Origin of the sequence: Micromonospora coerulea (assembly GCF_016598485.1) — a bacterium.
Lineage (GTDB): Bacteria > Actinomycetota > Actinomycetes > Mycobacteriales > Micromonosporaceae > Micromonospora > Micromonospora coerulea.
Genome location: NZ_JAEMUW010000001.1, coordinates 221,293 through 247,820, shown reverse-complemented (window position 1 = coordinate 247,820; position 26,528 = coordinate 221,293). Strand labels below are relative to the sequence as shown.

Genomic DNA, 26,528 nt, shown 5'->3' with positions numbered 1-26,528 from the left:
GTGTCACCTGGTCACATGTTGGCGACGTCGGCCTGCTTGGCGCGGACGGCCTCGGCGGCCGCCTTGAGGCTGGCCAGCTCGTCGGCGTCCAGGTCGGTCTCGACGACTCGCTTGACGCCCTCGGCGCCAATCTGGGCCTCGACGCCGAGGTAGACCCCGGAGATGCCGTACTCGCCGTCGACCCAGGCGCAGACCGGCAGGATCTCGCCGGAGTCCTCCGCGACGGCCTTGGCCATCCGGGCGGCGGCGGCCGACGGGGCGTAGTACGCCGAGCCGGTCTTGAGCAGCGCGACCACCTCGGCGCCACCGTTGCGGGTCTTGACGACCAGCTCCTCGATCTGCTCGGCCGGCATGACCTCACGCAGCGGCTTGCCGCTGACGGTGCTCTTGGACGGCACCGGGACCATGGTGTCGCCGTGCGAGCCGAGGGTGAGGGTCTTGACCGACTTCACCGGTACGTTCAGCGCCTCGGCGACGAAGTTGGTGAACCGGGCGGTGTCGAGCATGCCGGCCTGGCCGAGCACCCGGTTCTTCGGGAACTGGGTGGCGAGCTGCGCGAGGGCGGTCATCTCGTCCAGCGGGTTGGAGACGACGATGACGACGGCGTTCGGGGCGTACTTGGCGACGTTCTCGGAGACCTGCCGGACGATCTTGGCGTTGGTCGCCAGCAGGTCCATCCGGCTCATCCCCGGCTTGCGGGGCAGGCCGGCGGTGATGACGACGACGTCGGAGCCCTCGATGGCCTCGTAGCCCTCGCCGTTCGGGCCGGTAGTGACGCCGACGACCTTGGTCTCGAAGCCCTCGACCGCCCGCGACTGGTTGAGGTCCAGCGCGAGACCCGCCGGCTTGCCCTCCACGATGTCGGTGATCACGACGGTGTCGAAGACGTCGTACTCGGCCAGGCGCTGTGCGGTGGTGGAGCCGTAGAAGCCGGCCCCGACGACAGTGACCTTCTTACCCATGGTCGTCCCACTCCCTGATACCAGTCGGTTTTCCGGACCGTATCAGCCATCCTGGCACCGATCGGGTCAGGGGCGGACGGTTATGACGCGCTTGGGCGGAACGACACGCCGCGCCGACGCGCGGTGTGCGCAGGCGCGCCGCAGGGCGGGATCAGCCGCGCTCGGCGCGCTCGACGACGTTGGTCAGCAGCATCGCCCGGGTCATCGGGCCGACGCCGCCGGGCATCGGCACCAACGCGCCGGCGACCTCGGTCACCTCCGGGTCCACGTCGCCGGTGTAGCGGCCCTTGCCGTCCGCGCCGATCACCCGGGTGATCCCGACGTCCACCACGGTGGCTCCCGGGGTGATCATGTCGGCCGTGAGCAGCCCCGGCACGCCGGCCGCCACGATCACGATGTCGGCCGCGCGGGTGTGTGCGGCGAGGTCCAGGGTGCCGGTGTGGCAGAGGGTCACCGTGGCGTTCTCGGTGCGCCGGGTGAGCAGCAGGCCGAGTGGGCGACCCACCGTGTTACCGCGGCCGACCACCGCGACCTTGGCGCCGCGCAGCGCCACGTCGTGCCGGCGCAGCAGCTCGACGATGCCGCGCGGGGTGCAGGGCAGCGGACCGTCGTAGCCGAGGACGAGGCGGCCCAGGTTGACCGGGTGCAGCCCGTCGGCGTCCTTGTCCGGGTCGATCGTCTCGAGCGCGCGCTGGGTGTCCAGGTGGCCCGGCAGCGGCAGCTGGACGAGGTAGCCGTGGCAGGCCGGGTCGGCGTTGAGCTCGGCCAGCACCTCGTCGACCTGGGTCTGGCTGGCGTCGGCGGGCAGTTCCCGCCGGATGGAGGCGATGCCCACCTCGGCGCAGTCGCGATGCTTGCCGTTGACGTAGGCCTGGGAGCCGGGGTCGGCGCCGACCAGCACGGTGCCCAGCCCGGGCGTGATGCCGCGCTCCGAAAGCGCCTTGACGCGGACCCGGAGCTCGTCCTTGATCTCCGCTGCGGTGGCCTTGCCGTCCAGGATCGTCGCCGTCACGCCCTGATCGTCTCACGCGGGCCGGCCGGCGGGCCGACGACGACAAACGGTGACGATCCGTAACGTGTGGTTAGTCACTCAGAGTGACAGTGTGTGGATCGCGACACATGGCGAGACGGACGGATGATCGTGCAAGACCCCAGAGCGGATGACGGTGACGCAACCTCGCGCCGGTTTCGAAAAGGCGCGACAGTCGCGGCCGGACATTCGAAACGACGGCTCTGAGCAGGCATTTTGGGTCTCCTCCCTAGCAGAGGCGCGAGATGCCGACAAGGCCCTGCCCCCCACTCCGTTACCCCTTCGCAACGCTCTCGTTGCCGGAGCCGCCTCCGACGACCTACCGTTGCCGGTTGTTGCGCAGCGTCACCCAATGCCGGGCCTGACTGCGCAGCGTGAGGAGATGAGGAGACTCAATGCGAGTTCGTAGGCTTGCTGCCTGGACCGCCCTCCCGCTCGCGGTGACCCTGGGCCTCGCGGCCTGCGGCAGCGGCGGAGGCAGCGGATCCGGCAGCGGCGACCCCAACGCGGCCGTAAGCATCCAGATCAGCGAGCCGCAGCACCTGGTTCCGTCGAACACCACCGAGACATCGGGTTCTCAGGTGCTCGCCGGCCTGTTCAGCCCGCTCGTCGACTACGACGCGCAGAACAAGCCGTACGAGGTGGCGGCCCAGTCGGTGACGTCGTCGGACAACAAGGTCTGGACGATCAAGCTGAAGGACGGCTTCACCTTCCACAACGGTGAGAAGGCCACGTCCGAGGACTACATCAACGCTTGGAACTACGGCGCGTACGCGCCCAACGGCCAGGGCGCCAGCTACTTCTTCGAGAAGATCGCCGGCTACCAGGACCTGCAGGGCGAGAAGCCGAAGGCCAAGACGATGTCCGGGCTGAAGAAGGTCGACGACCTCACCTTCACCGTGACGCTGTCCGAGCCGTACATCGACTTCAAGACGATGCTCGGCTACACCGCCTTCTACCCGCTGCCCGAGGCCGCGTTCTCCGCCCCCGGCGTGCTGAAGGACTCGTACGAGCAGGCGCCGATCGGTCAGGGCCCGTTCAAGATGAAGGGCACCTGGCAGCACGACGCCAAGATCGACGTCGAGCGGTACGACGCGTACCCGGGCGAGAAGCCCAAGGTCAACGGCGTCGAGTTCCGGGTCTACCAGCAGCTCACCGCGGCCTACGCGGACGTGCAGGCGGACAACCTGGACGTCGCCCCGACGATCCCGACCGAGAACCTGAGCACCGCGCCGACCGACCTCGGTGACCGGTACCAGACCAGCCGGATGTCGTCGTTCCAGTTCCTCGCGTTCCCGACGTTCGACAAGGACTACAGCAACCCGGACGTGCGCAAGGCCATCTCGATGGCGATCGACCGGGATGAGATCACCAAGTCGATCTTCAAGGGATCGCAGCAGTCCGCCCGCTCGTTCGTCTCGCCGGTGCTGCCGGGCTACCGGGACAACACCGCGGGCGCGGCCGGGGAGTTCAACCCGACCGAGGCCAAGAAGCTCTACCAGGCCGCTGGCGGCCCGTCGAAGATCGTCATCTCCTACAACGGCGACGGCGGTCACAAGGACTGGGTCGACGCCACGGCCAACCAGCTGAAGGCCAACCTGGGTGTCGAGGTGGTCGGCTCGGCCGAGCCGAAGTTCGCCGACCTGCTGACCAAGGTCGAGAAGAAGCAGCCGGTGGGTCTGTTCCGGATGGGCTGGGTGATGGACTACCCGTCGATGGAGGACTACCTCGGCCCGCTGTACAGCACCAACGGCTCGTCGAACTACTACGGCTACAGCAACCCGGAGTTCGACAAGCTGGTCAAGGAGGGTTCGGCCGCCAAGACGCAGGACGAGGCGATCGCCAAGTACCAGCAGGCGGAGGACATCCTGGCCAAGGACATGCCGGTGATCCCGCTCCGCTTCGGCGAGAACGTGTTCGGCCACTCGTCCAAGGTCAAGAACGTCGAGATGGACCTGTTCCAGCGGGTCAACCTCGTCAAGATCGAAGCGGCCAGCTGAGCTGACCATGGTGCGGGCCACCCGGGCGACAACGCCCGGGTGGCCCGGACCGCGCCACCCCGGCCGGGCCGCGCGCCCGGCGTCGGAGGCGGCGCCGGCCTCCCCCGGGCCGGACGGCACCCGCCCCGGATATTTCCGGTACGACCAGAGATGCCGTCCTGCGACCCTTTCGCACATTTCCGGAGAGACTGCTAAGCATGTTCCGCTACATCTTGCGGCGCCTACTGCAAATGGTCCTCGCGTTCTTCGGGACCACCCTGATCGTTTACGCGCTGATGTTCGCCGGCCAGGGCGACCCCATCCAGGCCCTCGCAGGCGAGCGACCGGTGACGGCGGCCCAGCGGGCATACCTGACCGAGAAGTACCACCTGGACGCCACCGGCGTCGGTGGCTTCTTCTACCGCTACTTCGACTACGTCAAGAGCCTGCTCCAGGGTGACCTCGGACAGTCGCTGACCGGCCGCCAGATCGGCGACATCCTTCAGGCGGCCTGGCCGGTCACCGTGAAGCTCGCGCTGATCGCGCTCGCCGTGGCGATCATCTTCGGCGTCACCGCCGGCGTGATCGCCGGCATCCGCCGGGCCAGCATCTTCGACAATTCGACGCTGGTGCTCACCCTGCTGGTGCTCGGCATCCCGACCATCGTGCTGGCGCCGCTCGCCCAGTACTTCCTGGGCGTCAAGTGGCAGCTCTTCCCGCCCACCGCCGGCTCCGAGCCGACCTTCTACGCGCTGCTGCTGCCGGGCATCGTGCTCGGCTCGCTGTCGCTGGCCACCGCGCTGCGGCTGACCCGTACCTCGGTGGCGGAGAACATGCGCGCCGACTACGTGCGCACCGCCCGGTCCAAGGGCCTGGTCAAGCGCCGGATCGTCAGCGTCCACGTGCTGCGCAACTCGCTCATCCCGGTGGTCACCTTCCTCGGTGTCGAGCTCGGCAACCTGATGAGCGGCGCGATCATCACCGAGGGCGTCTTCAACATCCCCGGTGTGGGCTTCAACCTCTTCCGCGGCATCCGTACGGAGGACGGGCCGCTGGTGGTGGGCATCGTCAGCGTGCTCGTCGTGGTCTACCTGGTCTCGAACCTGGTGGTGGACGTCCTGTACGCCGTACTCGACCCGAGGATCCGCTATGAGTGATTTTGAGACGGTGGCGGCGACCGAGAATCAGGCCGCCCGCCGGGGCCCCTCCGGCGAGCCGGGTGCGCCCAACCAGATCGGCGCGGCGCACAAGCCGCGCAGCCTGGCCGGCGACGCCTGGCGCGACCTGCGGCGCAGCCCGATCTTCTGGATCTCGCTGGCACTGGTGGTCATCTTCACCCTGATGGCCGTGATCCCCGGCGTGTTCACCACGAACGACCCGAGCGACTGCCTGCTCTCCCGGCAGCACGCCGGGCCGTCCGGCGGGGCCATCTTCGGGTACGACTTTCAGGGTTGCGACACGTACTCCCGCGCGGTCTACGGCACCCGCGCCTCGCTGCTGGTCGGCGCGCTCTCCGCGCTGGGCACCGGGGTGATCGCGCTGGTGGTCGGCATGCTGGCCGGCTACTTCGGCCGCTGGATCGACGCGGTGCTGTCCCGCGTGATCGACGTGGTGCTCGGCATCCCGCTGCTGCTGGCCGCGATCGTGCTGCTCAAGCGGGTCGGCAGCGCCAGCCCGACGGTCCGGATCACCGCGGTGATCTTCGTGCTGGCCATCCTCGGCTGGACCACGGCCGCCCGGGTGGTGCGCTCCTCGGTGATCACCGCGAAGGAGCAGGACTACGTCGCGGCGGCCCGGATGCTCGGCGCCGGCCACGGCCGGATCATGTGGCGGCACATCCTGCCGAACTCGCTGGCCCCGGCCATCGTGGTGCTGACCATCGCGCTCGGCTCGTTCATCGCCGCCGAGGCGACGCTCTCCTTCCTGGGCATCGGTCTCAAGGCGCCGACGATCTCGTGGGGCCAGGACATCGACACCGGTCGGATCCACATGCGGGAGTCGGCGACCCCGCTGATCGTCCCGTCGACCTTCCTCGCGCTGACCGTGCTGGCGTTCATCATGCTCGGCGACGCGATCCGTGACGCCTTTGACCCGAAGCTGCGGTGACACTCTCATGACCCAGTCCGCTGTTCGGCCGACGCCGGCCTCTCCCACCCCGCCCGGCGGCCACCTGCTCGAGGTACGCGACCTGCACGTCGAGTTCCGCACCCACGAGGGCGTGGCCCGGGTGATCAACGGGGTCTCGTACCACCTGGACGCCGGCGAGACCCTGGCGGTGCTCGGCGAGTCCGGCTCCGGCAAGTCGGTGACCGCCCAGGCGATCATGGGCATCCTCGACACTCCCCCGGCCCACGTCCGCTCCGGCCAGATCCTCTACCGGGGCCGGGACCTGCTCACCCAGTCGGAGGAGCAGCGTCGGCAGGTGCGCGGCAAGGAGATCGCGATGATCTTCCAGGACGCGCTCTCCGCGTTGAACCCGGTCTTCCCGGTCGGCTGGCAGATCGGCGAGACGCTGCGCCAGCGCCAGGGGATGTCCAAGGCCGACGCCCGGAGGCGGGCCGTCGAGCTGATGGACCTGGTGAAGATTCCGGCCGCGGCGAAGCGGCTCGGCGACTACCCGCACCAGTTCTCCGGCGGCATGCGGCAGCGCGTCATGATCGCGATGGCGCTGGCGCTGGACCCCAAGGTGCTGATCGCCGACGAGCCCACCACCGCGCTGGACGTGACCGTGCAGGCCCAGATCATGGACCTGCTGGCCGACCTGCGCCGCGACCTGGACATGGCGATGATCCTGATCACCCACGACCTCGGCGTGGTCGCCGGCGTCGCGGACCGGATCGCCGTCATGTACGCCGGCCGGATCGTCGAGCACGCCGACGTGCGCTCGCTGTACCGGTCACCGGCCCACCCGTACACCAAGGGGCTGCTGGAGTCGATCCCGCGGCTGGACGTACGGGGGCAGGCGCTCTCCACCATCAAGGGGCTGCCGCCGAACCTGATGCGGATCCCCTCTGGCTGCCCGTTCCACCCCCGGTGCCCGTACGTGCAGCAGGTCTGCGTGGACGTGGTGCCGCACGACCTGGTCCTCGGCGACGGCCGGACCAGCGCGTGCCACTTCGCGCAGGAGGTCCGTGATGACAGCGCCCGCTAGTCCGACCAAGGTCCGCGGCGAGACGATCCTCTCCGTCGACAACGTGGTGAAGCACTTCCCGATCAGCCAGGGTGTGCTGTTCAAGAAGCAGACCGGCGCGGTGAAGGCCGTCGACGGGGTGAGCTTCGAGCTGCGCCGGGGCGAGACGCTCGGCATCGTCGGCGAGTCCGGCTGCGGCAAGTCGACCCTCGCCCGGCTGCTGATGCGGCTCGAGACGCCGACCTCCGGCCGGGCCACCCTGGAGGGCAAGGACCTCTTCAAGTCCTCCGGCGCGGAGCTGCGCCGGCTGCGCCGCAACATGCAGATGGTGATGCAGGATCCGTACACCTCGCTGAACCCGCGGATGACGGTCGGCGACATCATCGGCGAGCCGTTCGAGATCCACCCGGACGCGGCGCCGAAGGGCAGCAAGCAGAAGCGGGTGCAGGAGCTACTGGATGTGGTCGGGCTCAACCCCGAACACATCAACCGCTACCCGCACCAGTTCTCCGGCGGCCAACGGCAGCGCATCGGCATCGCCCGGGCTCTGGCCCTGCGGCCGGAGGTCATCGTCTGCGACGAGCCGGTCTCGGCCCTGGACGTGTCGATCCAGGCGCAGGTGATCAACCTGCTGGAGCAGCTCCAGGACGAGTTCGGGCTGTCGTACATCTTCATCGCGCACGACCTGTCGGTGGTCCGGCACATCTCGGACCGGGTCGCGGTGATGTACCTCGGCCGGATCGTGGAGATCGGCACCGAGCAGGAGATCTACGAACGCGCCACCCACCCGTACACCCAGGCGCTGCTCTCGGCCGTGCCGGTGCCGGACCCGGACGCCCGGGAGAACCGGAACATGATCCGGCTCACCGGCGACGTGCCCAGCCCGGCCGACCCGCCGAGTGGCTGCCACTTCCGCACCCGCTGCTGGAAGGCGCAGGACATCTGCGCCATCCAGGACCCGCAGACGGTCCTGCGCGCCGCCGACCCGCACCCCTCGGCCTGCCACTTCGCCGAGGTGCGCCCCACCGCCGCCTGACGGGCGCCGGCGACCTGCGGTGCGGGCCGGCCGGCTCGGAAACCGACCGGCCCGCCGGCCGTCAGAGCTGAGCCAGGTCGAACGCCCAGATGCCGCGGCCGTGGGTCGCCACGTAGAGCGCGTTGTCCACCGCGTTGTACTCGACGTCCATGCCGACCGTCAGCGGCAGGCCGGTGCCCAGCCGTTGCCAGTCGGTGGCGCCCGGCGCCCGGTAGAAGGTCGCCAGGTCGGTGGCGAGCACCAGCGCGCCGTTGGCCAGCTCCTTGACCGAGCTGGCCGGCACGTCCGGCAGGTTCGCCGAGACGTCCTTCCAGGTCGCGCCCGCGTCGGTCGTCTCATAGACGTGGCCGAAGCCGGCGCCCGGGCCCTCGGTGAACCGCCGGGAGAACCCGTTGATCGCGAGGAAGGCGTGCGCGGCGTTCGCCGGGTCGACCCCGGCGCCCTGCACGAACCGGTTCGGGAAGTCCGCCGACAGGGTGAGCTGGTGCCAGCTCGCCGGGTCGTTCACCTTGCCGACCGCGACGCCCCGGGTGAAGCCGGCGTTGTTGCACGGACCGCACCAGCCGACGTACGCGGTGCCGCCGGAGACGGCGACCGAGGTGGCGGTGTGACCGGCGCCCAGGTCGAAGACGTTGCTCCAGCCCTTGCCGTTCTGGATCGCGTAGCCCTTGGTGTTGACCCAGACGTGCCGGCCACCGGCGACCCAGGTGTTTGCGTCGTGGTCGTCGGGCGCGAACGGCGCGATGAACCGGGCCAGCTCGTCGCCCGGCGACGAGGTGTACGGCTGGATGTCCCGCGAGGTGGAGGTCTCCGCCGTGCCCGGTCCGGGGTTGGCGTTGCAGTTCTCGGTCACCCGCATGGCCAGGTTGGTGTACTCCTGGACCTGCCGGCAGCCGTTGGCCGGGTCGGCCAGCGAGTCGCCGCCGTCACCGCCGAAGTTCGAGCCCATCACGGTGTCGCCGGCCCGCAGCACCGAGGCGCCGTTGTCCTGGAGACCACCGGAGACCACCGTGCCGGCCTTGGCCGGGTCCTTGCCCACCGAGACCGAGTAGTACTGCAAGGCGTCGATGGTGCCGTCGTTGAGGCTCTGCCAGTCGGTGGCGTGGCCTTCCTTGTCGGTCTTGCCGTTGATCGGCCGGCGGTAGATGCCGCCGTCGTTGCCGACGTAGACGAAACCGTTGCCCACCGCCACCGAGTGCTGGTCGGAGTGCGTGGTCTTGTTGCACTTGTTCTGCGCGTCGTAGATGTTCCAGCAGGAGAAGCCGAAGTTCCAGTACGGCCCGACGGTCTTCCAGTTGGCGCCGGCGTCGGTCGACTCGTAGACCTCCTCCAGACCCGCCCAGACGTGGTTCGGGTTGGCCGGGTCCACCGTGAGGAACTGGTTGTACCAGGCCTGGATGCCCGGCCCGTAGCCCTTGCCGATCACGGTCTGCTTGAGCGCGGAACCGGAGTTGCCCAGCTTCGCCGAGTCGGCGATCTTGCTCCACGGCCCGGCGGGCGAGCCGTTGTTGGAGACGTAGATGCCGTCCAGGTAGCTGTTGACGTTGCCGGCCGGCTTGTTGAGCAGCTTCGGCGACTGGTTGATCGCGTAGAGCTTGCCGCCGTCGGCGGAGAAGGCGAACGTCACGTAGCCGATGTCGTCGGCCGGGATGGAGCCGGTCGGATTGACCTTGGTCCAACCGCCCGCGGTGTAGTCGGCGGTCTCGTAGAAGCCGTTGTAGGTGTCGCCCGACCGCCAGGCCGAGGCCACCACCACGTGCTTCGGGTTGCGCGGGTCGTCGGCCACGTCGTTTACGATGTTCTTGTACGCCGCGTTCGGCGTGCCCGCGTCCGCCCCGCCCGGCAGGAAGCTCGGGTTCGGCGCCCACTCGAACTTCCACGCCCCGGAGGTGCTGGTCATCGAGTGCGAGTAGAGGCCCCGGTTGGTGGCGGCCCAGACCTTGCCGTCGAAGAAGCGCAGCTTGTTGATGACCGTACTTTCCAGCTCGGTGCCGCCGACCCGGTCGGTCGCGGTGAACTGACCGGTCTTCGGGTTGGCGAGCCGGTAGACGCCCGCGCCGACGTAGGAGGTGGCACCCGTGTTCGCCTCACCGGTGGCGTACCAGAGCGAGCCGTCGGCGGCGAGCACGACGTCGCCGCTGGACAGGGTGGGCAGCGTGTCCGTGATCGGCGTCCAGCTCCCGCCGCCGGTCGAGGACCGCCACACGCCGCCGTCGGCGCCGGCCGCATACACATAGCCGCTGTTGTCGGCCGCGAGGCCGGTGATCCGGCCGGTCTGCAGGCCGGCGCCCCCGGAGGAGTTGGAGGCGTAGTCGCGGTAGCGCGGGTCGTCACCGTCGTACTTGATTTTGGTGACCTCGCGCCAGTTGCCCTTGGTGACGGGCAGGCTGCCCAGCTGGCTGAACGCGTTGGCGTACGCGCCCGGTGCCACGATGCCCGGCGCGGAGCGGGCCTGGGCGAACTGCTCGGCGATGATCCGGGCCTCGAAGGCCTCCTCGCCGGCCTCCTCGGAGTTCTCCCCGGCCGCCATCTCGGCGAACTCACGGGCGTGCCAGGGCAGGTTCGCGCCGGGCTCCTGCGCGAGGCCGAGGGCCTCCAGGACCTCGTGGTTGGTGGCCGCGACGCCACCGAGCGCGGCGGTCAGCACCAGCGCGCCCGCGATTGTCGCCGGCTTGCGCCAGCGGGATTTCGACATGTGAATCCTCCAGGATTCAGGGGATCCCGGGCGGGGTGGCCCGGGGAGAGGAACCCATGGCGGCGGATGGCGCGGCCATGGTCTGCTGACTGGTGATCGGACGGGAACCGTCCGGAGTCGACCCTCGTCGCGTACGACGTCCACCTCGGCGGATGGGTCACACCCGCGCCGGACCCGGCAGGACCGGGGCGCGGGGAGGGTCAGGCGGTGGCGGGTGGCGCCCGGGTGGGCAGGGTGCCCCGGGGCGGCAGCGGCACGAACGGCGGCTGGTAGCGGGTCGCGGCGGGGACGGCGACCGCCGTGCCGTCGAGCCGCAGGGGCGCGCCGAGGAGGAGATCGTCCGGTCCGTCGGACTGGCCAGCGCTGGCGCGGTGGTCACCACAGGGCCCGCCGGGCACCTCCGCCCGCAGCTCCGACGGAGTGCCGGGGCGCGCGTGGGGCTCCCCGACGACCCGTGGGTCGCCCGACGGCGGGGCGGGAAGGTGCGGCGTGGTGACCGGGGCGAAGACGCGCCGTACGCCAGGAGGGACGACGGGCGACGCGTCGTGGCCGATCGACCGGTGCGCGGCGGTGGCCGCCGCGCCGGGCAGGTGGGTCTCCGCGCAGGCCGGCGCACCCAGACCAGCCAGGACGAACGCCAGCGCGACGACGACGGCGCTCAACCGGTCGCACACGCGCATGGGGCCAACCTGTCGGAACGAGGGATGTCGGACGCCGCTCGGGCGGGCGGCCGGGGGCCGCGGGCGGGAGACGGGTGGTAAGGAGTACCGGGGGGTCGATCGCTTGCTGCCGGGATCACGCTAGCAACACCAATTGACGACCGGCAACGGGTTGATGGTCGTACTTTCGGCTGGTCAGCGCGGCGACCGATGGAGCGCTCCCGAGTGGAGACTCAACGCCGAAGCGGGCACGGCCCGCCGGCCGCGCCCCGCTTCCCACGACGGGTCAGTGGAAGAAGTGCCGGGTGCCGGTGAGGTACATGGTCACCCCGGCCTCCTTGGCCGCCGCGATGACCTCCTCGTCGCGGATCGAACCGCCGGGCTGGACGATCGCCCGGACGCCCGCCTCGATGAGGATCTTCGGCCCGTCGGCGAACGGGAAGAAGGCGTCCGAGGCGCAGACCGCGCCCCGGGCCCGTTCCGCACCGGCCCGGCTGACCGCGAGCTGCGCCGAGTCCACCCGATTCACCTGACCCATGCCCACCCCGACGGTCGCGCCGTCCTTGGCCAGCAGGATCGCGTTGCTCTTCACCGCGCGGACCGCCCGCCAGGCGAAGGCGAGATCCCGCAGGGTCGCCTCGTCGGCCGCCTCGCCGGTGGCCAGTCGCCAGTTCGCCGGGTCGTCGCCCTCGGCGTCGATCTTGTCGCGAAGCTGCACGAGGACCCCGCCGGTCACCTGCCGCCACTCCGCCGGCAACGGGCGGAACTCGGGGGCGCGCAGCAGCCGGATGTTCTTCTTGCCCTGGAGGATCTCCACGGCGCCCTCGTCGAAGCCGGGTGCCACCAGCACCTCGGTGAAGATCTCGGAGACCTGCCGGGCCAGCTCCACGCTGACCGGCCGGTTCACCGCGATCACCCCGCCGTACGCCGACACGGGGTCGCAAGCGTGCGCCCTGCGGTGCGCCTCGGCGACGTCCGCACCGACCGCGATACCGCACGGGTTGGCGTGCTTGATGATCGCCACCGCCGGCTGGTCGGCGAAGTCGTTCGCGGCCCGCCAGGCGGCGTCGGCGTCGACGTAGTTGTTGTAGGACATCTCCTTGCCGTGCAGCTGCTCGGCCTGCGCCAGGCCGGCCGGGCTGTCCGGGTCGACGTAGAGGGCGGCCGACTGGTGCGGGTTCTCGCCGTAGCGCAGCACCGCCTGCCGGCGCAGCGCCAGCCCGGCGAACTCCGGCCACCAGTCGCCGTCCGGGGCCAGCTCCTGCGCGCACCACGCGGCGACGGCGACGTCGTACTCGGCGATGGCGGCGAACGCGCGGGCCGCCAGCACCTTGCGCTGGGCCAGGGTGAACCCGCCCTCGCCGAGCGCCGCCAGCAGCGCCGGGTACGCCGCCGGGTCGGTCACCACCGCCACCGAGGCGTGGTTCTTGGCGGCCGCCCGGACCATCGCCGGCCCGCCGATGTCGATCTGCTCGACGCACTCGTCCTGGCTGGCGCCGGAGGCGACCGTGGCCTGGAACGGGTAGAGATTGGAGACCAGCAGGTCGATCCCGGCGATGTTGTGCTCGTCGAGCTGGGCGGCGTGGGACTCCTTGCGCAGGTCGGCGAGGAGACCACCGTGGATCTTCGGGTGCAGGGTCTTCACCCGGCCCTCGAGGATCTCCGGGAAGCCGGTCACCTGCTCGACCGCGGTCACCGGCACGCCGGCGCCGGAGATCGTCGACGCGGTGCTGCCGGTCGACACGAGCTCCACCCCGGCGTCGTGCAGGGCCCGGGCCAGCTCGACCAGGCCGGTCTTGTCGTAGACGCTGACCAGCGCCCGCCGGATCGGGCGGCGCTCGTCCTGAGTGGAACTCACGGGACCGTGACCTTTCTTCCGGTGATCGTCCAACCTTCACGGACCAGCCGACCGACCTGCTCGACGAGCTGGCGGCGCTCGGCTTCCTTGATGCGCTCGGTGAGCGTCTCCTCGTCGTCGTCGTCGCGCACCGGCACGGCGACCTGGGCGACGATCGGGCCGGTGTCCATCCCGGCGTCGACGAAGAAGAGGGTCGCCCCGGTGATCTTCACGCCGTAGGCGAGGGCGTCCCGCGGACCGTGGATGCCGGGGAACGCCGGCAGCAGGGTGTTGTGCGTGTTCAGGTAACGGTCGCCGAACGCGGCCAGGAAGTGCGGGCCGACCAGCTTGAGGAAGCCGGCGCTGATCACCAGGTCGGGCCGGTGCTCCGCGACGTGCGCGGTCAGCGCCTTGTCCCAGTCCTCCCGGGTCGGGTGGTCCTTCACCCGGTCGACGAAGGTCGGCACCCCGGCGGCCGCGGCCCGGTCCAGGCCCGCGATCCCGTCCCGGTCGGCGCCCACGGCAACCACCCGCGCCCCGTACGCGGGGTCGGCGGCGGCGTCCAGCAGCGCCTGGAGGTTGCTGCCGGAGCCGGAGACGAGGACGACGAGGCGGGCGACGGACGCGGGCTCGGTCACGCGGCCACCCTATCGGGCAGGTCAGGGCGTCCAGCGGTCGGGCAGCGCCGTTTCGGGTGATCACCCGGGTGGTGCCGGCGCGATACGCTGCCGGTCGCTCGGTGCCCGGCGTAGGCCCGGCCCCGCACCCGTCAGTGAACCGGCACCGCCGCGTGCCGATGGACCGAGGAGTACGCCCCCATGCAGCCCGGTTACCCGCAGCAGCAGCCGCCGCCGCCGATCAACAACAACATGACGATGTCGATCGTCTCGATCTTCCTGTTCTGGCCGCTGGCCATTCCCGCCATCATCAATGCGTCCAAGGTGAACCCGCTGCTTCAGCAGGGTGACTACGCGGGCGCGCAGGCCGCCGCGGCCGAGTCCCGCAAGTGGTCCAAGTGGGCCCTCATCGTCGGCATCGCCTGGATCGCCCTGATCGTGGTGTGCTGCCTCGTCGGGGGCCTGGCCGGGATCATGGGTGGCAGCAGCACGAACTAACCGACCGCCGACCCCCAGCCTGAGGAGCACCCTCCAATGCAGCCCGGTTACCCCGGTCAGGACCCGTACGGCGAGCAGCAGCCGCCGCAGGACCCGACCGCCCCGCAGTACCAGGACCCGTACGCCCCGCCCCCGCAGGCGCCGCAGTACGGGCAGCAGCCCCCGGCCGGCCAGCCGTACGGTCAGCCGCAGGACCCGTACGCCCAGCCGCAGGCGCCGCAGTACGGGCAGCCGCCGACCTCGGGCCAGCCGTACGGCCAGCCCACCTCGGGCCAGCCGTACGGGCAGCCGACCTCGGGGCAGCCGTACGGGCAGCAGCCGTACCAGGACCCGTACGGCCAGCAGCCGCCCTACGGCGCCGCGCCGACCTACCCGAACGCCGGCTACCCGATGCCGCAGGGGCAGAACAACACGCTCGGCCTGATCGGCATGATCGCCGGTATCGCGTCCATCGTGCTCGGCCTCTGCTGCCCGGGGCTCGGCATCCCGGCCGGCATCGCCGGCGTGGTGCTCGGCGTGCTCGGCCAGAAGAAGGCCCAGCAGGGCCAGGCGAGCAACGCGGGCCAGGCCAAGGCGGGTCTGATCTGCGGCGCGATCGGCGTGGTGCTCGGCATCATCAACGCCACCGCCGGTGTCTTCATCAACTGGAACAACTTCTCCTGACCCGGCTCGACAGGGGCGTCCGGATCCGTCCGGGCGCCCCTCGCCGTGTCCGGGGCACGCCGCCGGCCGGTGGCCGTGAGCAGCGGGTCGGCACGGGCGGTCGGGAACGGCGCGCGGGCGGTCGGGAACGGCGCGCGGGCGGTCAGGGCCGGGCGGCGGGCGCGGGGCGGCGCGGGGTCGGACCGGGGCCCGGCGAGCGGGCGAGGAGCTTGGTGCCGACGGCGCCCAGCAGCGCGCCGGCCGCCACCACCACGGTGGCCACCCCGGCCACCTGCCAGGACACCGGGCCGATCTCGGCGAGCCGACCACCGCCGAGCGGCCCCCCGGAGGCGGCGGCGGCCAGCCCGAGCAGCACGCCGGCCACCGGCCCGGCGAGCGCTGCCGGCGCGAGCAGCGACGCCCAGCCGACCATTGCCCGGTCCTCGGCGGCCAGTCGCAGCAGCCGGCGGGCGAGCAACCAGCCGGCGGCCATGCCGGCCAGCACCGGCACCGCGAGCAGCCCGGCGCCCAGCCCGTCGATCGGCCCGCGCGGCAGGCCGGCCAGCAGCGGTACGGCCGGCAGCGCACCGACGGAGACCTCACTGGTCCGCACCGCCGTGTCGGTGCCGACGGCGAACCCGGGGCCCAGCAGGTAACTCGCCGACCAGATGGTGGCGTTCGGCGCGTACGCGAGGCTGACCAGGGTGATGCCCGCCTGACCAGCCACCCCGGTCCGGTACGCCCCGATCATGTCGGCCGCGTCGCCACCCCCGGTCGCCACCGACAGGCCGGCCGCCCCGGCGCCCGCACCCAACAGCAACAGCCCGGCGACCAGGCCGGTCCGCACCCCGTCCCGCAGCGGCGGCGGCGAGCGCCGGGCCAGCAGGCCCGACACACCGGTGGTACGCAACGCGCCGACCAGCGCCGACAGCGCACCGAAGAGCGCGAAGGTGATCGCCGCCCGGACCGGGGACACCGGTGGGCCGCCCGCGCCGACCACCACCGCGGCGAGGGCGCCGAGCAGCGCGTACCCGATGCCGACCGCGACCGCGACGGTGAGCGCCTGCCGCGGCGAGCGACCGGCGCGGGCGCCGATGGCCCGGCTGACGTGCACCCCGGCCCGGGTCAGGCGCCAGACAGCCAGCGCCGCCAGCGCCAGCGGGGCCAGGCCGAGCGGGCCGGCGGAGGTCTCCAGCGGCACCCCGTGGCCGAGCAGCCAGCCGGCCAGTCCGGTGCGCAGCGCGCCCGGCAGCGAGCCGGCGTCCTCACTGAACTGGGCCAGGCCGAGTACGACGGTCACCGGCAACCAGGACGTGAGGGCCGCCCAGCCGGCGGCGACCGCGGCGGCGACGGGCAGCGGCGCCCGGCCGCGCGGCGTCTCCCCCGACCGGGGCACGGGCACCCCGGATCCCGGCCGGGCGCGGCCGGGCGGCCGGGTCTCGGCGGCGACTCCGGCGGCGGGACGGCGGGGCTGGTCAGGGGTGACGGGTGGCATCAGCTCTACTCTGGCATGCCGCGCGGGCGGCGGCAGTCCGATACCGCTCCCGGACGACGGCGAGTTCGGGTGATCCACCGACTCACCGGGCCCGGTCGGGTTTAGCCTCGGCCCAGGGCGCGACCGTTCGTGTCGCGGCACCGACCGCTCGGAGGAAGCCGTGAACGCTCCGTATCCGCCGCCGCCACCGCCGCCGACCCCCGGCCGGGACCGCACCACGCTCTGGGGCGTCCTCGGCATCGTCCTCGGCCTGATCTGCTGCGGCATCCTCGGCATCGTCTTCGGCTACCTGTCGGTGCGGGACGCCAAGCGCTTCGGGCAGTCCCCGGTGCTCGGTTACCTGGCCATCGCGTTCGGCGTGATCAACATCATCGGCAGCGCGATCCTACGGGCCAGCGGCAACTACCCGTTCTGGAACAACGACTGAAGACGCCCGAGGGGGCCGACCGGACCCGGTCGACCCCCTCGGCACGTCACGTACGTGTTCAGCCGGCGGACATGATCTCCCGCATCAGCTTGGCGGTCTCGGTCGGGGTCTTGCCGACCTTGACGCCGACGGCCTCCAGGGCCTCCTTCTTCGCCTCGGCGGTGCCCGCCGAGCCGGAGATGATCGCGCCGGCGTGACCCATGGTCTTGCCGGGCGGCGCGGTGAAGCCGGCGATGTAGCCGACCACCGGCTTGGTGACGTGGGCCTTGATGAACTCGGCGGCCCGCTCCTCGGCGTCGCCGCCGATCTCACCGATCATCACGATGGCGTCGGTCTCCGGGTCGGCCTCGAACGCCGCCAGGGCGTCGATGTGGGTGGTGCCGATGATCGGGTCACCGCCGATGCCGACGCAGGTGGAGAAGCCGATGTCGCGCAGCTCGTACATCATCTGGTAGGTCAGCGTGCCGCTCTTGCTGACCAGGCCGATCCGGCCGGTGCCGGTGATGTCGGCCGGGATGATGCCGGCGTTGGAGGCACCCGGCGAGGCGATGCCCGGGCAGTTCGGCCCGATGATCCGGGTCCGCTCGCCCTTGGCCACGTTGTACGCCCAGAAGGCGGCGGTGTCGTGCACCGGAACGCCCTCGGTGATCACCACGGCCAGGTCGATGCCGGCGTCGATCGCCTCGACGACCGCGCCCTTGGTGAACTGCGGCGGCACGAAGATGACCGTGACGTCGGCCCCGGTCTCCTTCATCGCGTCCGCGACGGACGCGAAGACCGGCAGCTCGGTGCCGTCGAAGTCGACCGTCTGGCCCGCCTTGCGCGGGTTGACGCCGCCGACCACGTTGGTGCCCGCGGCGAGCATCCGCCGGGTGTGCTTGGAACCCTCGGAACCGGTCATCCCCTGCACGATGACCTTGGAGTCCTTGGTCAGCCAGATAGCCATGATCAGACCCCCGCAGCTGCCAGCTCGGCGGCCCGCTCGGCCGCGCCGTCCATGGTGTCCACCCGCTGCACGAGCGGGTTGTTCGCGCCGTCGAGGATCGCCCGACCGGCCTCGGCGTTGTTGCCGTCGAGGCGGACGACGAGCGGCTTGGTGACCTTCTCGCCCCGCTGCTCGAGCAGCCCCAGTGCCTGGATGATGCCGTTGGCGACCTCGTCGCAGGCGGTGATGCCGCCGAAGACGTTCACGAAGACGCTCTTCACCGACGGGTCGGAGAGCACGATCTCGAGGCCGTTCGCCATCACCGCGGCGCTCGCGCCGCCGCCGATGTCGAGGAAGTTCGCCGGCTTGACGCCGCCGTGCCGCTCCCCGGCGTACGCGACCACGTCCAGGGTCGACATGACCAGGCCCGCGCCGTTGCCGATGATGCCGACCTCGCCGTCGAGCTTGACGTAGTTGAGGTCCTTGGACTTGGCGGCCTGCTCCAGCGGGTCCACCGACGCCTGGTCCACCAGGGCCTCGTGGTCCGGGTGCCGGAACCCGGCGTTCTCGTCCAGGGTGACCTTGGCGTCGAGCAGCAGCAACTTGCCGTCCGCGTTCTTGGCCAGCGGGTTCACCTCGACCAGCGTGGCGTCCTCGGCGACGAACGCCTGCCACAGCTTGACCGCGATGTCGACGACCTGGTCGGCGACCTCGGCGGGGAAGGCGGCGGCAGCCACGATCTCGCGGGCCTTCGCCTCGTCCACGCCGGTGTTGGCGTCGATCGGGGCCTTGACCACCTTGTCCGGGGTCTCGGCGGCGACCTGCTCGATGTCCATGCCGCCGGCGACGCTGGCGATGCAGAGGAAGGTGCGGTTCGCCCGGTCGAGCAGGTACGAGAAGTAGTACTCCTCGGCCACGTCCGCGGTCACGGTGATCATGACCTTGTGGACCGTGTGACCCTTGATGTCCATGCCGAGGATGTCGGTGGCGCGGGCCACCGTCTCCTCCGCGCCCTCGGCGAGCTTGACGCCGCCGGCCTTGCCTCGGCCGCCGACCTTCACCTGCGCCTTGACGACCACCCGACCGCCGAGGCGTTCGGCGATCGCGCGGGCCTCCTCCGGGGTAGTGGCGACGCCGCCGGCGAGCACGGGCAAGCCGTGCCGCTCGAACAGGTCCCGCCCCTGGTACTCGTACAGGTCCACGATTGCGCGTCCCGTCCCGTCTCCGCGGCGCGCCGTCGCGCCGCCACCAGCGTTGGAAAATCAGTTTGACGCCTGTCATCAGATGAGACAGGTCATTTGCCGCAGCCTAACGAGATGGGGACCGGCGGCAACCGAGCGGGTGCGGGGTGTGCGGTAATGCACAACCACCGGGCCGACCGGTCAGGCCACCCGGCAACGGCCGGCGGAGTGGCGCAGCACCGCCGCCATGATTTCCTGCTCCGAACGGTCGGCGAAATTGAGCGTGGCGGTGAAGCCGGTGCCGAAGAGGGCCTGCTGCATGCCGGCGTCGAGCGCGGTGAACGCGCCCAACCCGGCGCCGGCCCGCGGATCGCGCGCCTTCACGCAGAGCAGTTTCTCCAGGCCCCACCGGCGTCGATAGATCTGCTCGACCGCCTCCCACGGCAGCCAGATCGCCTGGCCCCGGGTCGGCCGGGTCTTGATCCAGAGCCCGGCCGGACCGGCCGCGAGCACCGGACCACCGGATGAGACCAGCCACAGCTGCAATCCCACCGGCAGCGCGAAGGCCAGCATGACCACCGGGATGATGAGCAGCAGTCCCGCATCGCCGTTCTCGCCCCCGGCGGCGACGCCGATCGGACAGGCCATCACCAGCCCGATCAGCAGACAGAGGCCACCCAGGGCCAGGGCCCGCTTGCGGAGGCTGGGTCGGGCGACGAAAGGCTGGTCCACCGGAATCCGCTTCGCCGTCACGGCCGCCGGGGGCTGCCACGGCGGCGGCGGTTGGGCCGGCGCGCCCGGCGCCGACCAGCCGGCCCCGGGGTGCGGTTGTGCCGGCGGCCAGCCGTTCGCCGGGTACGCCTGCTGCGACGGCAGTGGTGTCGACCAGCCAGGCCCTGGCGGCGCCGGGGGTGGCGGCGACTGCTGCGGCGGCCATCCGGCACCCGGCTGCCCGGCCGAAGGCGGGGGCCAGCCGCCGGAGCTCGCGGGCGGCGTCGACTGCCCCGCACCCTGCGGCTGGGCCGCGGGGGGCCATCCGTTGGCGGACTGGGGGTGCGACGGATTGGTCACGGCGGACTCCCGGCGGAGATCGTCGACCGCGTGGCGCGGTACGGGGCAGGCACAGGGTAAGGCCCGGACGGGTTCCGCGAGGTCCCACGCACCCACCGCGACCGCCTGCCCGGCCGACCGGCGCAACCCGCCACCTCGCCGGTCCCCATCGGACGGACGGGGCGACACCGCCACCACGCCGAACGCGGCGGGCGGAACAGGGACAACCCCGCGAGGGCGCACCTGCTCGGGGAGGGTGGCGAAGGCCCCCGGTCAGCCGTCCGGGGGATGTTGTCGAAGGTGCGTAACCCGGCCCCGAGGGCGTCGTTGAGTCTGATGTCGGAGCGCTGATTCAGCGCGAGGACGGGAGACGGCCGATGCCCTGTCGGTCGAGGGGTGGCGGCGGGGCATCGTGCATAGAGGGGCCGGGCGTGTGAGGGGTGCGTCCGGCCCCTCCCCCTGCCCGGATCCGGTCAGCCCACCGACTCCCGCCAGCCACCCGCGCCACGTCCCACCGGGCCGTGGCCGAGGCCGCGACGTACGAGGGCCGCGACCGCGACGTGCTGCGGCGGCGGTGCTCAGCCGACGGGCTGGGCGACGTTCTGCCGGACCCACTCGACGATCGACTGGGTGGTGGCGCCCGGCGTGAAGATCTTGGCCACGCCCAGCCGCTCCAGCTCGGGGATGTCGGCGTCCGGAATGATGCCGCCACCGAAGACGACGATGTCCCGGGCGTCCCGCTCGGCGAGCAGTTCCAGCACGCGCTTGAACAGCGTCATGTGCGCCCCGGAGAGCACGGAGAGGCCGACCGCATCGGCGTCCTCCTGGATGGCGGTCTCCACGATCTGCTCCGGCGTCTGGTGCAGACCGGTGTAGATGACCTCCATGCCAGCGTCCCGCAGGGCACGCGCGACCACCTTCGCGCCGCGGTCGTGGCCGTCCAGGCCAGGCTTCGCGACGACGACCCGGATTCGAGAGCTCATCAGCGCACACCTTTCACCGGCTCCGCGGCTATCACCTGAACGAACGGTAACCCGGCCGCCCGGAGGCTCGGCAGCCGGGCTGCACCCATAGCCTCCGACCGCGGCGGCGGGAAGCCGGACACCTCCGCCGAACGGTCACTGTGCGCGACGAATAGGCGGTCGTGGGGCCATCCGTCCGGCGGCACGAGCTATGACATCAACGGACGGAAAGGGACAGAAGGAAAGGCCAATTCGGCGCTTCGGCTTGTGACTGGAGTGGCAGTTGGCTAACGTGACCACGGTTGTCATCAGGTCCACGGACGGGTGACGACGCGGCCAGCCGACGTTCACCCGAGTTTCACGGGAGCGACAGCCGACCGCCTCGGAACCCCGACAACGGAGGGTGTGCGTGCGCCAGCGCCTGTCGTCTGAGCCCGATAGATATCGCGGCCGCCGCCGCGTACCCACCCCCCCGCGGAGCCGCTACGCGGCGGTCGTCACCACCGCCTTCGTCGGTGCCGGCATCGTCGCCCTCGGCGCGAACGCCCTTCCGGACGCCAAGAGCGTCAGCCCGTCGGTCCTCGACGAGCTCAAGCAGGCGTCGATCACCAGCCAGGACGCCGCCGCCCGGGCGGACGCGGCGGACGCCGTCACCCGCGACAGCCGGACCGACAGCAAGGCCGACGCGGAGCAGGCCTGGACGCTCCCACTGCAGGGCTACGACTTCAAGTCCTCCTACGGCATGCGTTGGGGCAAGCTGCACACCGGCATCGACCTGGTCGTCCCCGAGGGCACGCCGTACGTGGCGATCCACGGCGGCACGGTCACCAAGGCCGGCTGGTTCGGTGGCTACGGCTACGCCGTGATCGTGCAGCACCCGGACGGCAGCGAGGCCATCTACGGCCACTCCTCCGCGGTGAGCGTCAAGGAGGGTCAGCAGGTCAAGGCGGGCGACCAACTCGGCCTGGTCGGCAACACCGGCCACTCCTACGGCTCGCACCTGCACCTGGAGATCCATGTCAACGGCAAGCCACTGGACCCGCTGCCGTGGCTGGAGGACCGGGGAGTGGACATCCAGCTAGGGGTCGACACATATTTCAGCGAGGTAGGCGCGTCCTGACGCTCCGTATCGCCCGTTGACCGCCCGGATCACGCGATCCGGGCGGTTTTTTGCGCCCCGAAGTCTGCTGGGTCACATCAACAACTGTGACCGGAGGCATAGCCGAACATGATCCTTTTCGGGATCAGATCACCTGAAACGGGATGTAACAGGGCAGGAGCCACCAGCCGCCCCGGTCGTCCACCGGAGCCCGTACCCGGCGCCGGCCGGGCCGACACCAGTATTTCGAGGTCAAGTGCCCCTCGACTGTGAAGGTCCGACGTGCAGGAAGACAGCTCCGTCCAGAACGAGAACACCCGGGACATCCCCCGGCACCGGTTGCCCAAGCGCACGGGCCGGCGCACCACATACTTCCTCGTCGGCGCGCTGGCCCTGGTCGGCCTCGGCCTCGGTGGCGTCTCCGTCGCCACCGCCGACCACGCCACCCCGACCCCCGCCGCCGTGGACTTCGACGCCCAGGCCCGCGCCGAGGCCGCCGCCCGCGCCGACCGCTCCGTCCGCGAGTCGACCGCCCCGGTCACCCCGTCCGCGACCCCGGCCAGCCCGACGCCGAGCCCCTCGGCGGCCAGCACGACGTCGTCGAAGCCGGCGGCCACCGCCAAGCCGAAGCCGAAGAGGACCAGCGCGCCGAAGCCCACCTGGGTGATCCCGATGAAGGGCGCCCAGATCACCTCCTGCTACGGGGCGCGCTGGGGCACCCTGCACGCCGGCATCGACTTCGCGATGCCGGCCGGCACCCCGATCCACGCCGCCGCCGCGGGCACCGTGGTCAAGGCCGGCGACGCCGGCGACGGGTACGGCAACTCCGTCTTCATCGACCACGGCAACGGCTACCTCACCCACTACGCCCACCAGAGCAGCCTGAAGGTCACCGTCGGCGAGAAGGTCAGCGCCGGTGAGGTGATCGGCTACGAGGGCTCCACGGGGGACTCCACCGGCCCGCACCTGCACTTCGAGGTGCACAAGGCCGCGATGTGGAACCAGATCGACCCGGCGCCGTTCCTGCGCGCCCGGGGCATCGACGTGGCCTGCTGACGGTCACGCACGAGGAAGGGCCCGGTCCGGCGTCGCCGGGCCGGGCCTCGTCGTTCAGAGCTTGTCGATCGGGGCGTGCCGGAGCACCAGCCACATGGTCTGGTCGCCGAAGTCGATCTGCGCCCGGGCGCCGTGGCCGTGCCCCTCCACCGCGAGTACCCGACCCAGGCCGTACCGCTGGTGGTTGACCCGGTCGCCGGCCGCCACCTTCGGCCCCTGGGGCAGCTCGCTGGCGGTGGCCAACCGGCTGCCGTCCACGCCGAGCCGCTTCGCCAGCTGCGCCGCCTTCGGGGTGCCCCCGGTGAAGCCGCCCCGCCCGCCGGGCACGCGGTCCGCGCGGCCGCCGACGCCGCCGCCCCCGCCGGCCCAGGAGGTGTACGACCCCTCGGTGCGCTCCCAGCGAACCAGATCCGGCGGCAGCTCCTCGAGGAACCGCGACGGCGGGTTGTAGGCCGGCTGCCCCCAGGCCGAGCGGGTGACCGATCGGGACAGGTAGAGCCGCTGCCGGGCCCGGGTGATGCCCACGTACGCGAGCCGGCGCTCCTCCTCCAGTTCGCGGGTGTCGCCGAGCGAGCGCAGGTGCGGGAAGACGCCGTCCTCCAGGCCGGTCAGGAAGACCACCGGGAATTCGAGGCCCTTGGCGGTGTGCAGGGTCATCAGGGTGACCACGCCCTGGTGGTCCGGGTCGTCGGAGGGGATCTGGTCGGCGTCGGCGACCAGCGCCACCTGCTCCAGGAAGCCGGCCAGGGTGGCCCGCTCCCCCTCCTCCCCCAGCGCCTCGATCCGCTCGGTGTACTCCCGGGCGACACTGACCAGTTCCTGGAGGTTGTCCACCCGGCCGGCGTCCTGCGGGTCGAGGCTCTCCTCCAGCTCGGTCAGGTAGCCCGAGCGGGTCAGCAGCGCCTCCAGCACCTCCTCCGGGGTGCCGGTCTCGGCCAGTTCCCGGGCGCCGTCGAGCAGCGCCACGAAGTCGGCGATGCCGTTGGCCGCGCGGGTGGAGATGCCGGGCGCGTCCTTGGCCCGGCGCAGCGCCGCCCCGAAGGAGATCCGGTCCCGACTGGAGAGCGCCTCCACGCACGCCTCGGCCCGGTCGCCGATGCCCCGACGCGGGGTGTTGAGGATCCGGCGCAGGCTGACCGTGTCGTCGTCGTTGACCACCGCGCGCAGGTAGGCCAGCGCGTCGCGGACCTCCTTGCGCTCGTAGAAGCGCACCCCGCCGACCACCTTGTACGGCAGGCCGACCCGGATGAACACCTCCTCGAAGACCCGGGACTGGGCGTTGGTGCGGTAGAAGACCGCGATGTCGCCGGGCCGGGTGTCGCCGTCGTCGACCAGCCGGTCGATCTCCCGGGCCACCCAGTCCGCCTCGGCGTGCTCGGTGTCGGCGACGTACGCGACGATCTGCTCACCCGCCCCGGCGTCGCTCCACAGCCGCTTGGGCTTGCGGGAGGTGTTCCGGTCGATCACCGCGTTGGCGGCGTTGAGGATCGTCTGGGTGGAGCGGTAGTTCTGCTCCAGCAGGATCGTCCGGGCGTCGGTGAAGTCCCGCTCGAACTCGAGGATGTTGCGGATGGTCGCGCCACGGAACGCGTAGATCGACTGGTCCGCGTCGCCGACCACGCAGAGCTCGGCCGGCTCGATCCCCTCGGTGCCGGAGACCAGCTCCTTGATCAGCGCGTACTGGGCGTGGTTGGTGTCCTGGTATTCGTCCACCAGGACGTGCCGGAACCGGCGCCGGTAGCTCTCCGCGACGTGCGGGTGGGACTGGAGCAGGTGCACCGTCGCCATGATCAGATCGTCGAAGTCCAGCGCGTGCGCCTCGCGCAGCCGCCGCTGGTAGAGCGTGTACGCCTCCGCGAGCGCCCGCTCGTTGGGCCCGGTGGCCCGGGCGGCGAACGCCTCCGGGTCGACCAGCTCGTTCTTGAGGTTGGAGACCTGGGCGGCCAGCCCGCGTGCCGGGTAACGCTTCGGGTCGAGGTCGAGCTCCCGGGCCACCATCTGCATCAGCCGGCGCGAGTCGTCCGCGTCGTAGATCGAGAACGTCGACTTCAGCCCGGCGTGCTCGTGCTCGGCGCGCAGGATCCGGACACAGGCGGAGTGGAAGGTCGATACCCACATCAGCCGGGCCCGCGGGCCGACCAGGGCGGCCACCCGCTCCTTCATCTCACCGGCGGCCTTGTTGGTGAAGGTGATCGCGATGATCTCGCCCGGGTGCACGTCCCGTGCGGCGAGCAGGTACGCGATCCGGTTGGTCAGCACCCGGGTCTTGCCGGAGCCGGCACCGGCCACGATCAGCAGGGGCGAGCCGGAGTGCGTGACGGCGTCACGCTGCGGACCGTTCAGCCCGGCGAGGAGGGCCTGCGGATCCAGCCGGGCCGACGGCGCCAGGTCACGGCGCGGCGACAGACCGGCCTTCACTCGGTCCGGAGCGCCGCCTAGCGGCGCGGAGGCCGAATTATGGCCGCCAGCCGAGCTGGAGTCGTCGTAGGACCCGGGCCGGTGCGGCGGGGTCGGCTCCGGCGCGGGCGGGGACGCGGGGATGTCGAAGAGAGGATGCATCGCACGGCGAGTCTATGCCGCCGGACGGACACTTCCCGCCCGCGCACGCCCCGACGAGACGAAGCCGTCATCGGGGCGGGAACCGGCCCGTCCCACCTGTTGGCGGAAATCCTTGCGCGCCCCGGCGGTGGTCGGCATACTCGACGCGTGTTCGATCAGCGCTTCTACTTTTACTACGGCACCGGGAGTCCGGCAGCCGTAGGTCGCGCCTGATCAACAGACCTGCGAAAGCCCCGGGCTCGGAGAGCCCGGGGCTTTTTCGTCCCGGGATCCGGGCACCGGGCCCGACACCCGAGGGGTACGACGATGATGACTGACGTGGCGGAGCAGAGCGGCAGCCTGGCGAGCAACCACGACCGGGCCGACACGGGTCCGACGGCGGCCGCGACCGCCCGGACCGGCACCGGCGACTCGGCGGCCGCCGAGCGGATCGTGGCGATCCGGGAACGGATCGACGAGATCGACCGGACCATCATCGCGCTGTGGCAGGAACGGGCCGCCCTCTCGCAGGAGGTGGGTGCCACCCGGCTCGCCTCCGGCGGCACCCGGCTGGTGCTCTCCCGGGAGCGGGAGATCCTGGAGCGGTTCCGGGAGGCGCTCGGCGCCGACGGGACCCAGCTCGCGCTGCTGCTGCTCCGCGCCGGCCGCGGCCCGCTGTGAGGCAGCGGGCGCAGAGCGCGCGCCGGCGC

General features: G+C 71.4%; 23 protein-coding genes. 11 read left to right on the top strand and 12 right to left on the bottom strand.

Annotated elements, in window-relative coordinates:
• Positions 1-11 precede the first annotated feature (11 nt).
• Positions 12-962, bottom strand: coding sequence for a malate dehydrogenase (mdh, locus tag I8N68_RS01215; protein WP_200206515.1), 951 nt, complete (start codon positions 960-962; stop codon positions 12-14).
• A gap of 151 nt (positions 963-1,113) precedes the next feature.
• On the bottom strand, positions 1,114-1,974 hold the full coding sequence (locus I8N68_RS01210; protein ID WP_200206513.1) for a bifunctional methylenetetrahydrofolate dehydrogenase/methenyltetrahydrofolate cyclohydrolase: 861 nt from the start codon (positions 1,972-1,974) through the stop codon (positions 1,114-1,116).
• 413 nt (positions 1,975-2,387) lie between these two features.
• Here I8N68_RS01210 and I8N68_RS01205 point away from each other — a divergent pair, with 413 nt between their 5' ends.
• The 5 genes from I8N68_RS01205 to I8N68_RS01185 all read left to right on the top strand — a co-directional run bounded on the left by I8N68_RS01205 (position 2,388) and on the right by I8N68_RS01185 (position 8,137).
• Positions 2,388-3,992, top strand: coding sequence for a peptide ABC transporter substrate-binding protein (locus I8N68_RS01205; RefSeq protein ID WP_200206511.1), 1,605 nt, complete (start codon positions 2,388-2,390; stop codon positions 3,990-3,992).
• Between the two features lie 197 nt (positions 3,993-4,189).
• Complete coding sequence (locus I8N68_RS01200) at positions 4,190-5,128, top strand: ABC transporter permease (RefSeq protein ID WP_200206509.1); 939 nt, start codon at positions 4,190-4,192, stop codon at positions 5,126-5,128.
• Positions 5,121-6,077: an ABC transporter permease gene (locus I8N68_RS01195; protein ID WP_200206507.1), complete on the top strand. Its 957-nt coding sequence runs from the start codon at positions 5,121-5,123 to the stop codon at positions 6,075-6,077. The genes I8N68_RS01200 and I8N68_RS01195 overlap by 8 nt, the downstream gene beginning before the upstream one ends.
• Before the next feature lie 7 nt (positions 6,078-6,084).
• Positions 6,085-7,122: an ABC transporter ATP-binding protein gene (locus I8N68_RS01190; protein WP_200206505.1), complete on the top strand. Its 1,038-nt coding sequence runs from the start codon at positions 6,085-6,087 to the stop codon at positions 7,120-7,122.
• Positions 7,106-8,137 (top strand): ABC transporter ATP-binding protein, encoded by a 1,032-nt coding sequence (locus tag I8N68_RS01185; RefSeq protein WP_200206503.1) that lies wholly within the window; start codon positions 7,106-7,108, stop codon positions 8,135-8,137. Before I8N68_RS01190 ends, I8N68_RS01185 begins: the two co-directional genes overlap by 17 nt.
• Before the next feature lie 61 nt (positions 8,138-8,198).
• On the opposite strand, the gene I8N68_RS01180 is transcribed toward I8N68_RS01185, so the two are convergent.
• The 4 genes from I8N68_RS01180 to purN all read right to left on the bottom strand — a co-directional run bounded on the left by I8N68_RS01180 (position 8,199) and on the right by purN (position 13,966).
• On the bottom strand, positions 8,199-10,832 hold the full coding sequence (locus I8N68_RS01180) for a beta propeller repeat protein (RefSeq protein ID WP_200206501.1): 2,634 nt from the start codon (positions 10,830-10,832) through the stop codon (positions 8,199-8,201).
• Between the two features lie 200 nt (positions 10,833-11,032).
• Positions 11,033-11,512, bottom strand: a complete 480-nt coding sequence (locus tag I8N68_RS01175; RefSeq protein ID WP_200206499.1) for a hypothetical protein — start codon at positions 11,510-11,512, stop codon at positions 11,033-11,035.
• Positions 11,513-11,777: 265 nt separating this feature from the next.
• Positions 11,778-13,349 (bottom strand): bifunctional phosphoribosylaminoimidazolecarboxamide formyltransferase/IMP cyclohydrolase, encoded by a 1,572-nt coding sequence (gene purH, locus I8N68_RS01170; protein WP_200206497.1) that lies wholly within the window; start codon positions 13,347-13,349, stop codon positions 11,778-11,780.
• A complete protein-coding gene (purN, locus tag I8N68_RS01165) occupies positions 13,346-13,966 on the bottom strand; it encodes a phosphoribosylglycinamide formyltransferase (protein ID WP_200206495.1) in 621 nt (206 codons plus the stop codon). Before purN ends, purH begins: the two co-directional genes overlap by 4 nt.
• Positions 13,967-14,146: 180 nt before the next feature.
• Between purN and I8N68_RS01160 the strand changes: the two genes are divergently transcribed.
• The gene (locus I8N68_RS01160) at positions 14,147-14,443 is read left to right on the top strand and encodes a CD225/dispanin family protein (protein ID WP_200206494.1); all 297 of its coding nucleotides are present in this window, start codon (positions 14,147-14,149) and stop codon (positions 14,441-14,443) included.
• A gap of 36 nt (positions 14,444-14,479) precedes the next feature.
• Positions 14,480-15,106 carry a DUF4190 domain-containing protein gene (locus tag I8N68_RS01155; protein WP_200206491.1) on the top strand — a complete coding sequence of 209 codons (627 nt, stop codon included), beginning with the start codon at positions 14,480-14,482 and terminating at the stop codon, positions 15,104-15,106.
• Between the two features lie 142 nt (positions 15,107-15,248).
• Here the strand turns inward: I8N68_RS01155 and I8N68_RS01150 are convergent, their stop codons facing one another.
• Complete coding sequence (locus I8N68_RS01150; protein WP_200206486.1) at positions 15,249-16,580, bottom strand: cell division protein PerM; 1,332 nt, start codon at positions 16,578-16,580, stop codon at positions 15,249-15,251.
• Positions 16,581-16,740: 160 nt separating this feature from the next.
• Between I8N68_RS01150 and I8N68_RS01145 the strand changes: the two genes are divergently transcribed.
• Positions 16,741-17,007 (top strand): DUF4190 domain-containing protein, encoded by a 267-nt coding sequence (locus I8N68_RS01145; RefSeq protein WP_200206483.1) that lies wholly within the window; start codon positions 16,741-16,743, stop codon positions 17,005-17,007.
• 58 nt (positions 17,008-17,065) lie between these two features.
• Here the strand turns inward: I8N68_RS01145 and sucD are convergent, their stop codons facing one another.
• From sucD to icmB, 4 genes are all read right to left on the bottom strand, one after another.
• Positions 17,066-17,953 carry a succinate--CoA ligase subunit alpha gene (gene sucD / locus I8N68_RS01140; RefSeq protein WP_200206481.1) on the bottom strand — a complete coding sequence of 296 codons (888 nt, stop codon included), beginning with the start codon at positions 17,951-17,953 and terminating at the stop codon, positions 17,066-17,068.
• A 2-nt stretch (positions 17,954-17,955) separates the two neighbouring features.
• Entirely contained in the window at positions 17,956-19,134 is a 1,179-nt protein-coding gene (sucC, locus tag I8N68_RS01135; RefSeq protein ID WP_200206478.1) for an ADP-forming succinate--CoA ligase subunit beta, read from the bottom strand.
• Positions 19,135-19,314: 180 nt separating this feature from the next.
• Complete coding sequence (locus tag I8N68_RS01130) at positions 19,315-19,845, bottom strand: hypothetical protein (protein ID WP_200206476.1); 531 nt, start codon at positions 19,843-19,845, stop codon at positions 19,315-19,317.
• 896 nt (positions 19,846-20,741) lie between these two features.
• Positions 20,742-21,146 carry a coenzyme B12-dependent isobutyryl CoA mutase small subunit gene (icmB, locus tag I8N68_RS01125; protein ID WP_200206474.1) on the bottom strand — a complete coding sequence of 135 codons (405 nt, stop codon included), beginning with the start codon at positions 21,144-21,146 and terminating at the stop codon, positions 20,742-20,744.
• 388 nt (positions 21,147-21,534) lie between these two features.
• Between icmB and I8N68_RS01120 the strand changes: the two genes are divergently transcribed.
• Both I8N68_RS01120 and I8N68_RS01115 read left to right on the top strand, forming a co-directional pair.
• Complete coding sequence (locus tag I8N68_RS01120; RefSeq protein ID WP_200206472.1) at positions 21,535-22,245, top strand: M23 family metallopeptidase; 711 nt, start codon at positions 21,535-21,537, stop codon at positions 22,243-22,245.
• A gap of 261 nt (positions 22,246-22,506) precedes the next feature.
• On the top strand, positions 22,507-23,280 hold the full coding sequence (locus I8N68_RS01115; RefSeq protein ID WP_200206470.1) for a M23 family metallopeptidase: 774 nt from the start codon (positions 22,507-22,509) through the stop codon (positions 23,278-23,280).
• Positions 23,281-23,334: 54 nt separating this feature from the next.
• Here the strand turns inward: I8N68_RS01115 and pcrA are convergent, their stop codons facing one another.
• Positions 23,335-25,839 carry a DNA helicase PcrA gene (pcrA, locus tag I8N68_RS01110; protein ID WP_234038307.1) on the bottom strand — a complete coding sequence of 835 codons (2,505 nt, stop codon included), beginning with the start codon at positions 25,837-25,839 and terminating at the stop codon, positions 23,335-23,337.
• 306 nt (positions 25,840-26,145) lie between these two features.
• Between pcrA and I8N68_RS01105 the strand changes: the two genes are divergently transcribed.
• Positions 26,146-26,499 carry a chorismate mutase gene (locus I8N68_RS01105; protein ID WP_200206468.1) on the top strand — a complete coding sequence of 118 codons (354 nt, stop codon included), beginning with the start codon at positions 26,146-26,148 and terminating at the stop codon, positions 26,497-26,499.
• Positions 26,500-26,528 lie beyond the last annotated feature (29 nt).

Excerpts from the sequence above, each read along its gene's own strand:
- mdh (WP_200206515.1), bottom strand. The coding sequence starts at position 962 with ATGGGTAAGAAGGTCACTGTCGTCGGGGCCGGCTTCTACGGCTCCACC.
- I8N68_RS01205 (WP_200206511.1), top strand. The coding sequence starts at position 2,388 with ATGCGAGTTCGTAGGCTTGCTGCCTGGACCGCCCTCCCGCTCGCGGTG.
- I8N68_RS01200 (WP_200206509.1), top strand. The coding sequence starts at position 4,190 with ATGTTCCGCTACATCTTGCGGCGCCTACTGCAAATGGTCCTCGCGTTC.
- I8N68_RS01195 (WP_200206507.1), top strand. The coding sequence starts at position 5,121 with ATGAGTGATTTTGAGACGGTGGCGGCGACCGAGAATCAGGCCGCCCGC.
- I8N68_RS01190 (WP_200206505.1), top strand. The coding sequence starts at position 6,085 with ATGACCCAGTCCGCTGTTCGGCCGACGCCGGCCTCTCCCACCCCGCCC.
- I8N68_RS01185 (WP_200206503.1), top strand. The coding sequence starts at position 7,106 with ATGACAGCGCCCGCTAGTCCGACCAAGGTCCGCGGCGAGACGATCCTC.
- I8N68_RS01180 (WP_200206501.1), bottom strand. The coding sequence starts at position 10,832 with ATGTCGAAATCCCGCTGGCGCAAGCCGGCGACAATCGCGGGCGCGCTG.
- I8N68_RS01175 (WP_200206499.1), bottom strand. The coding sequence starts at position 11,512 with ATGCGCGTGTGCGACCGGTTGAGCGCCGTCGTCGTCGCGCTGGCGTTC.
- I8N68_RS01160 (WP_200206494.1), top strand. The coding sequence starts at position 14,147 with ATGCAGCCCGGTTACCCGCAGCAGCAGCCGCCGCCGCCGATCAACAAC.
- I8N68_RS01155 (WP_200206491.1), top strand. The coding sequence starts at position 14,480 with ATGCAGCCCGGTTACCCCGGTCAGGACCCGTACGGCGAGCAGCAGCCG.
- I8N68_RS01150 (WP_200206486.1), bottom strand. The coding sequence starts at position 16,580 with ATGCCACCCGTCACCCCTGACCAGCCCCGCCGTCCCGCCGCCGGAGTC.
- sucD (WP_200206481.1), bottom strand. The coding sequence starts at position 17,953 with ATGGCTATCTGGCTGACCAAGGACTCCAAGGTCATCGTGCAGGGGATG.
- icmB (WP_200206474.1), bottom strand. The coding sequence starts at position 21,146 with ATGAGCTCTCGAATCCGGGTCGTCGTCGCGAAGCCTGGCCTGGACGGC.
- pcrA (WP_234038307.1), bottom strand. The coding sequence starts at position 25,839 with ATGCATCCTCTCTTCGACATCCCCGCGTCCCCGCCCGCGCCGGAGCCG.
- I8N68_RS01105 (WP_200206468.1), top strand. The coding sequence starts at position 26,146 with ATGATGACTGACGTGGCGGAGCAGAGCGGCAGCCTGGCGAGCAACCAC.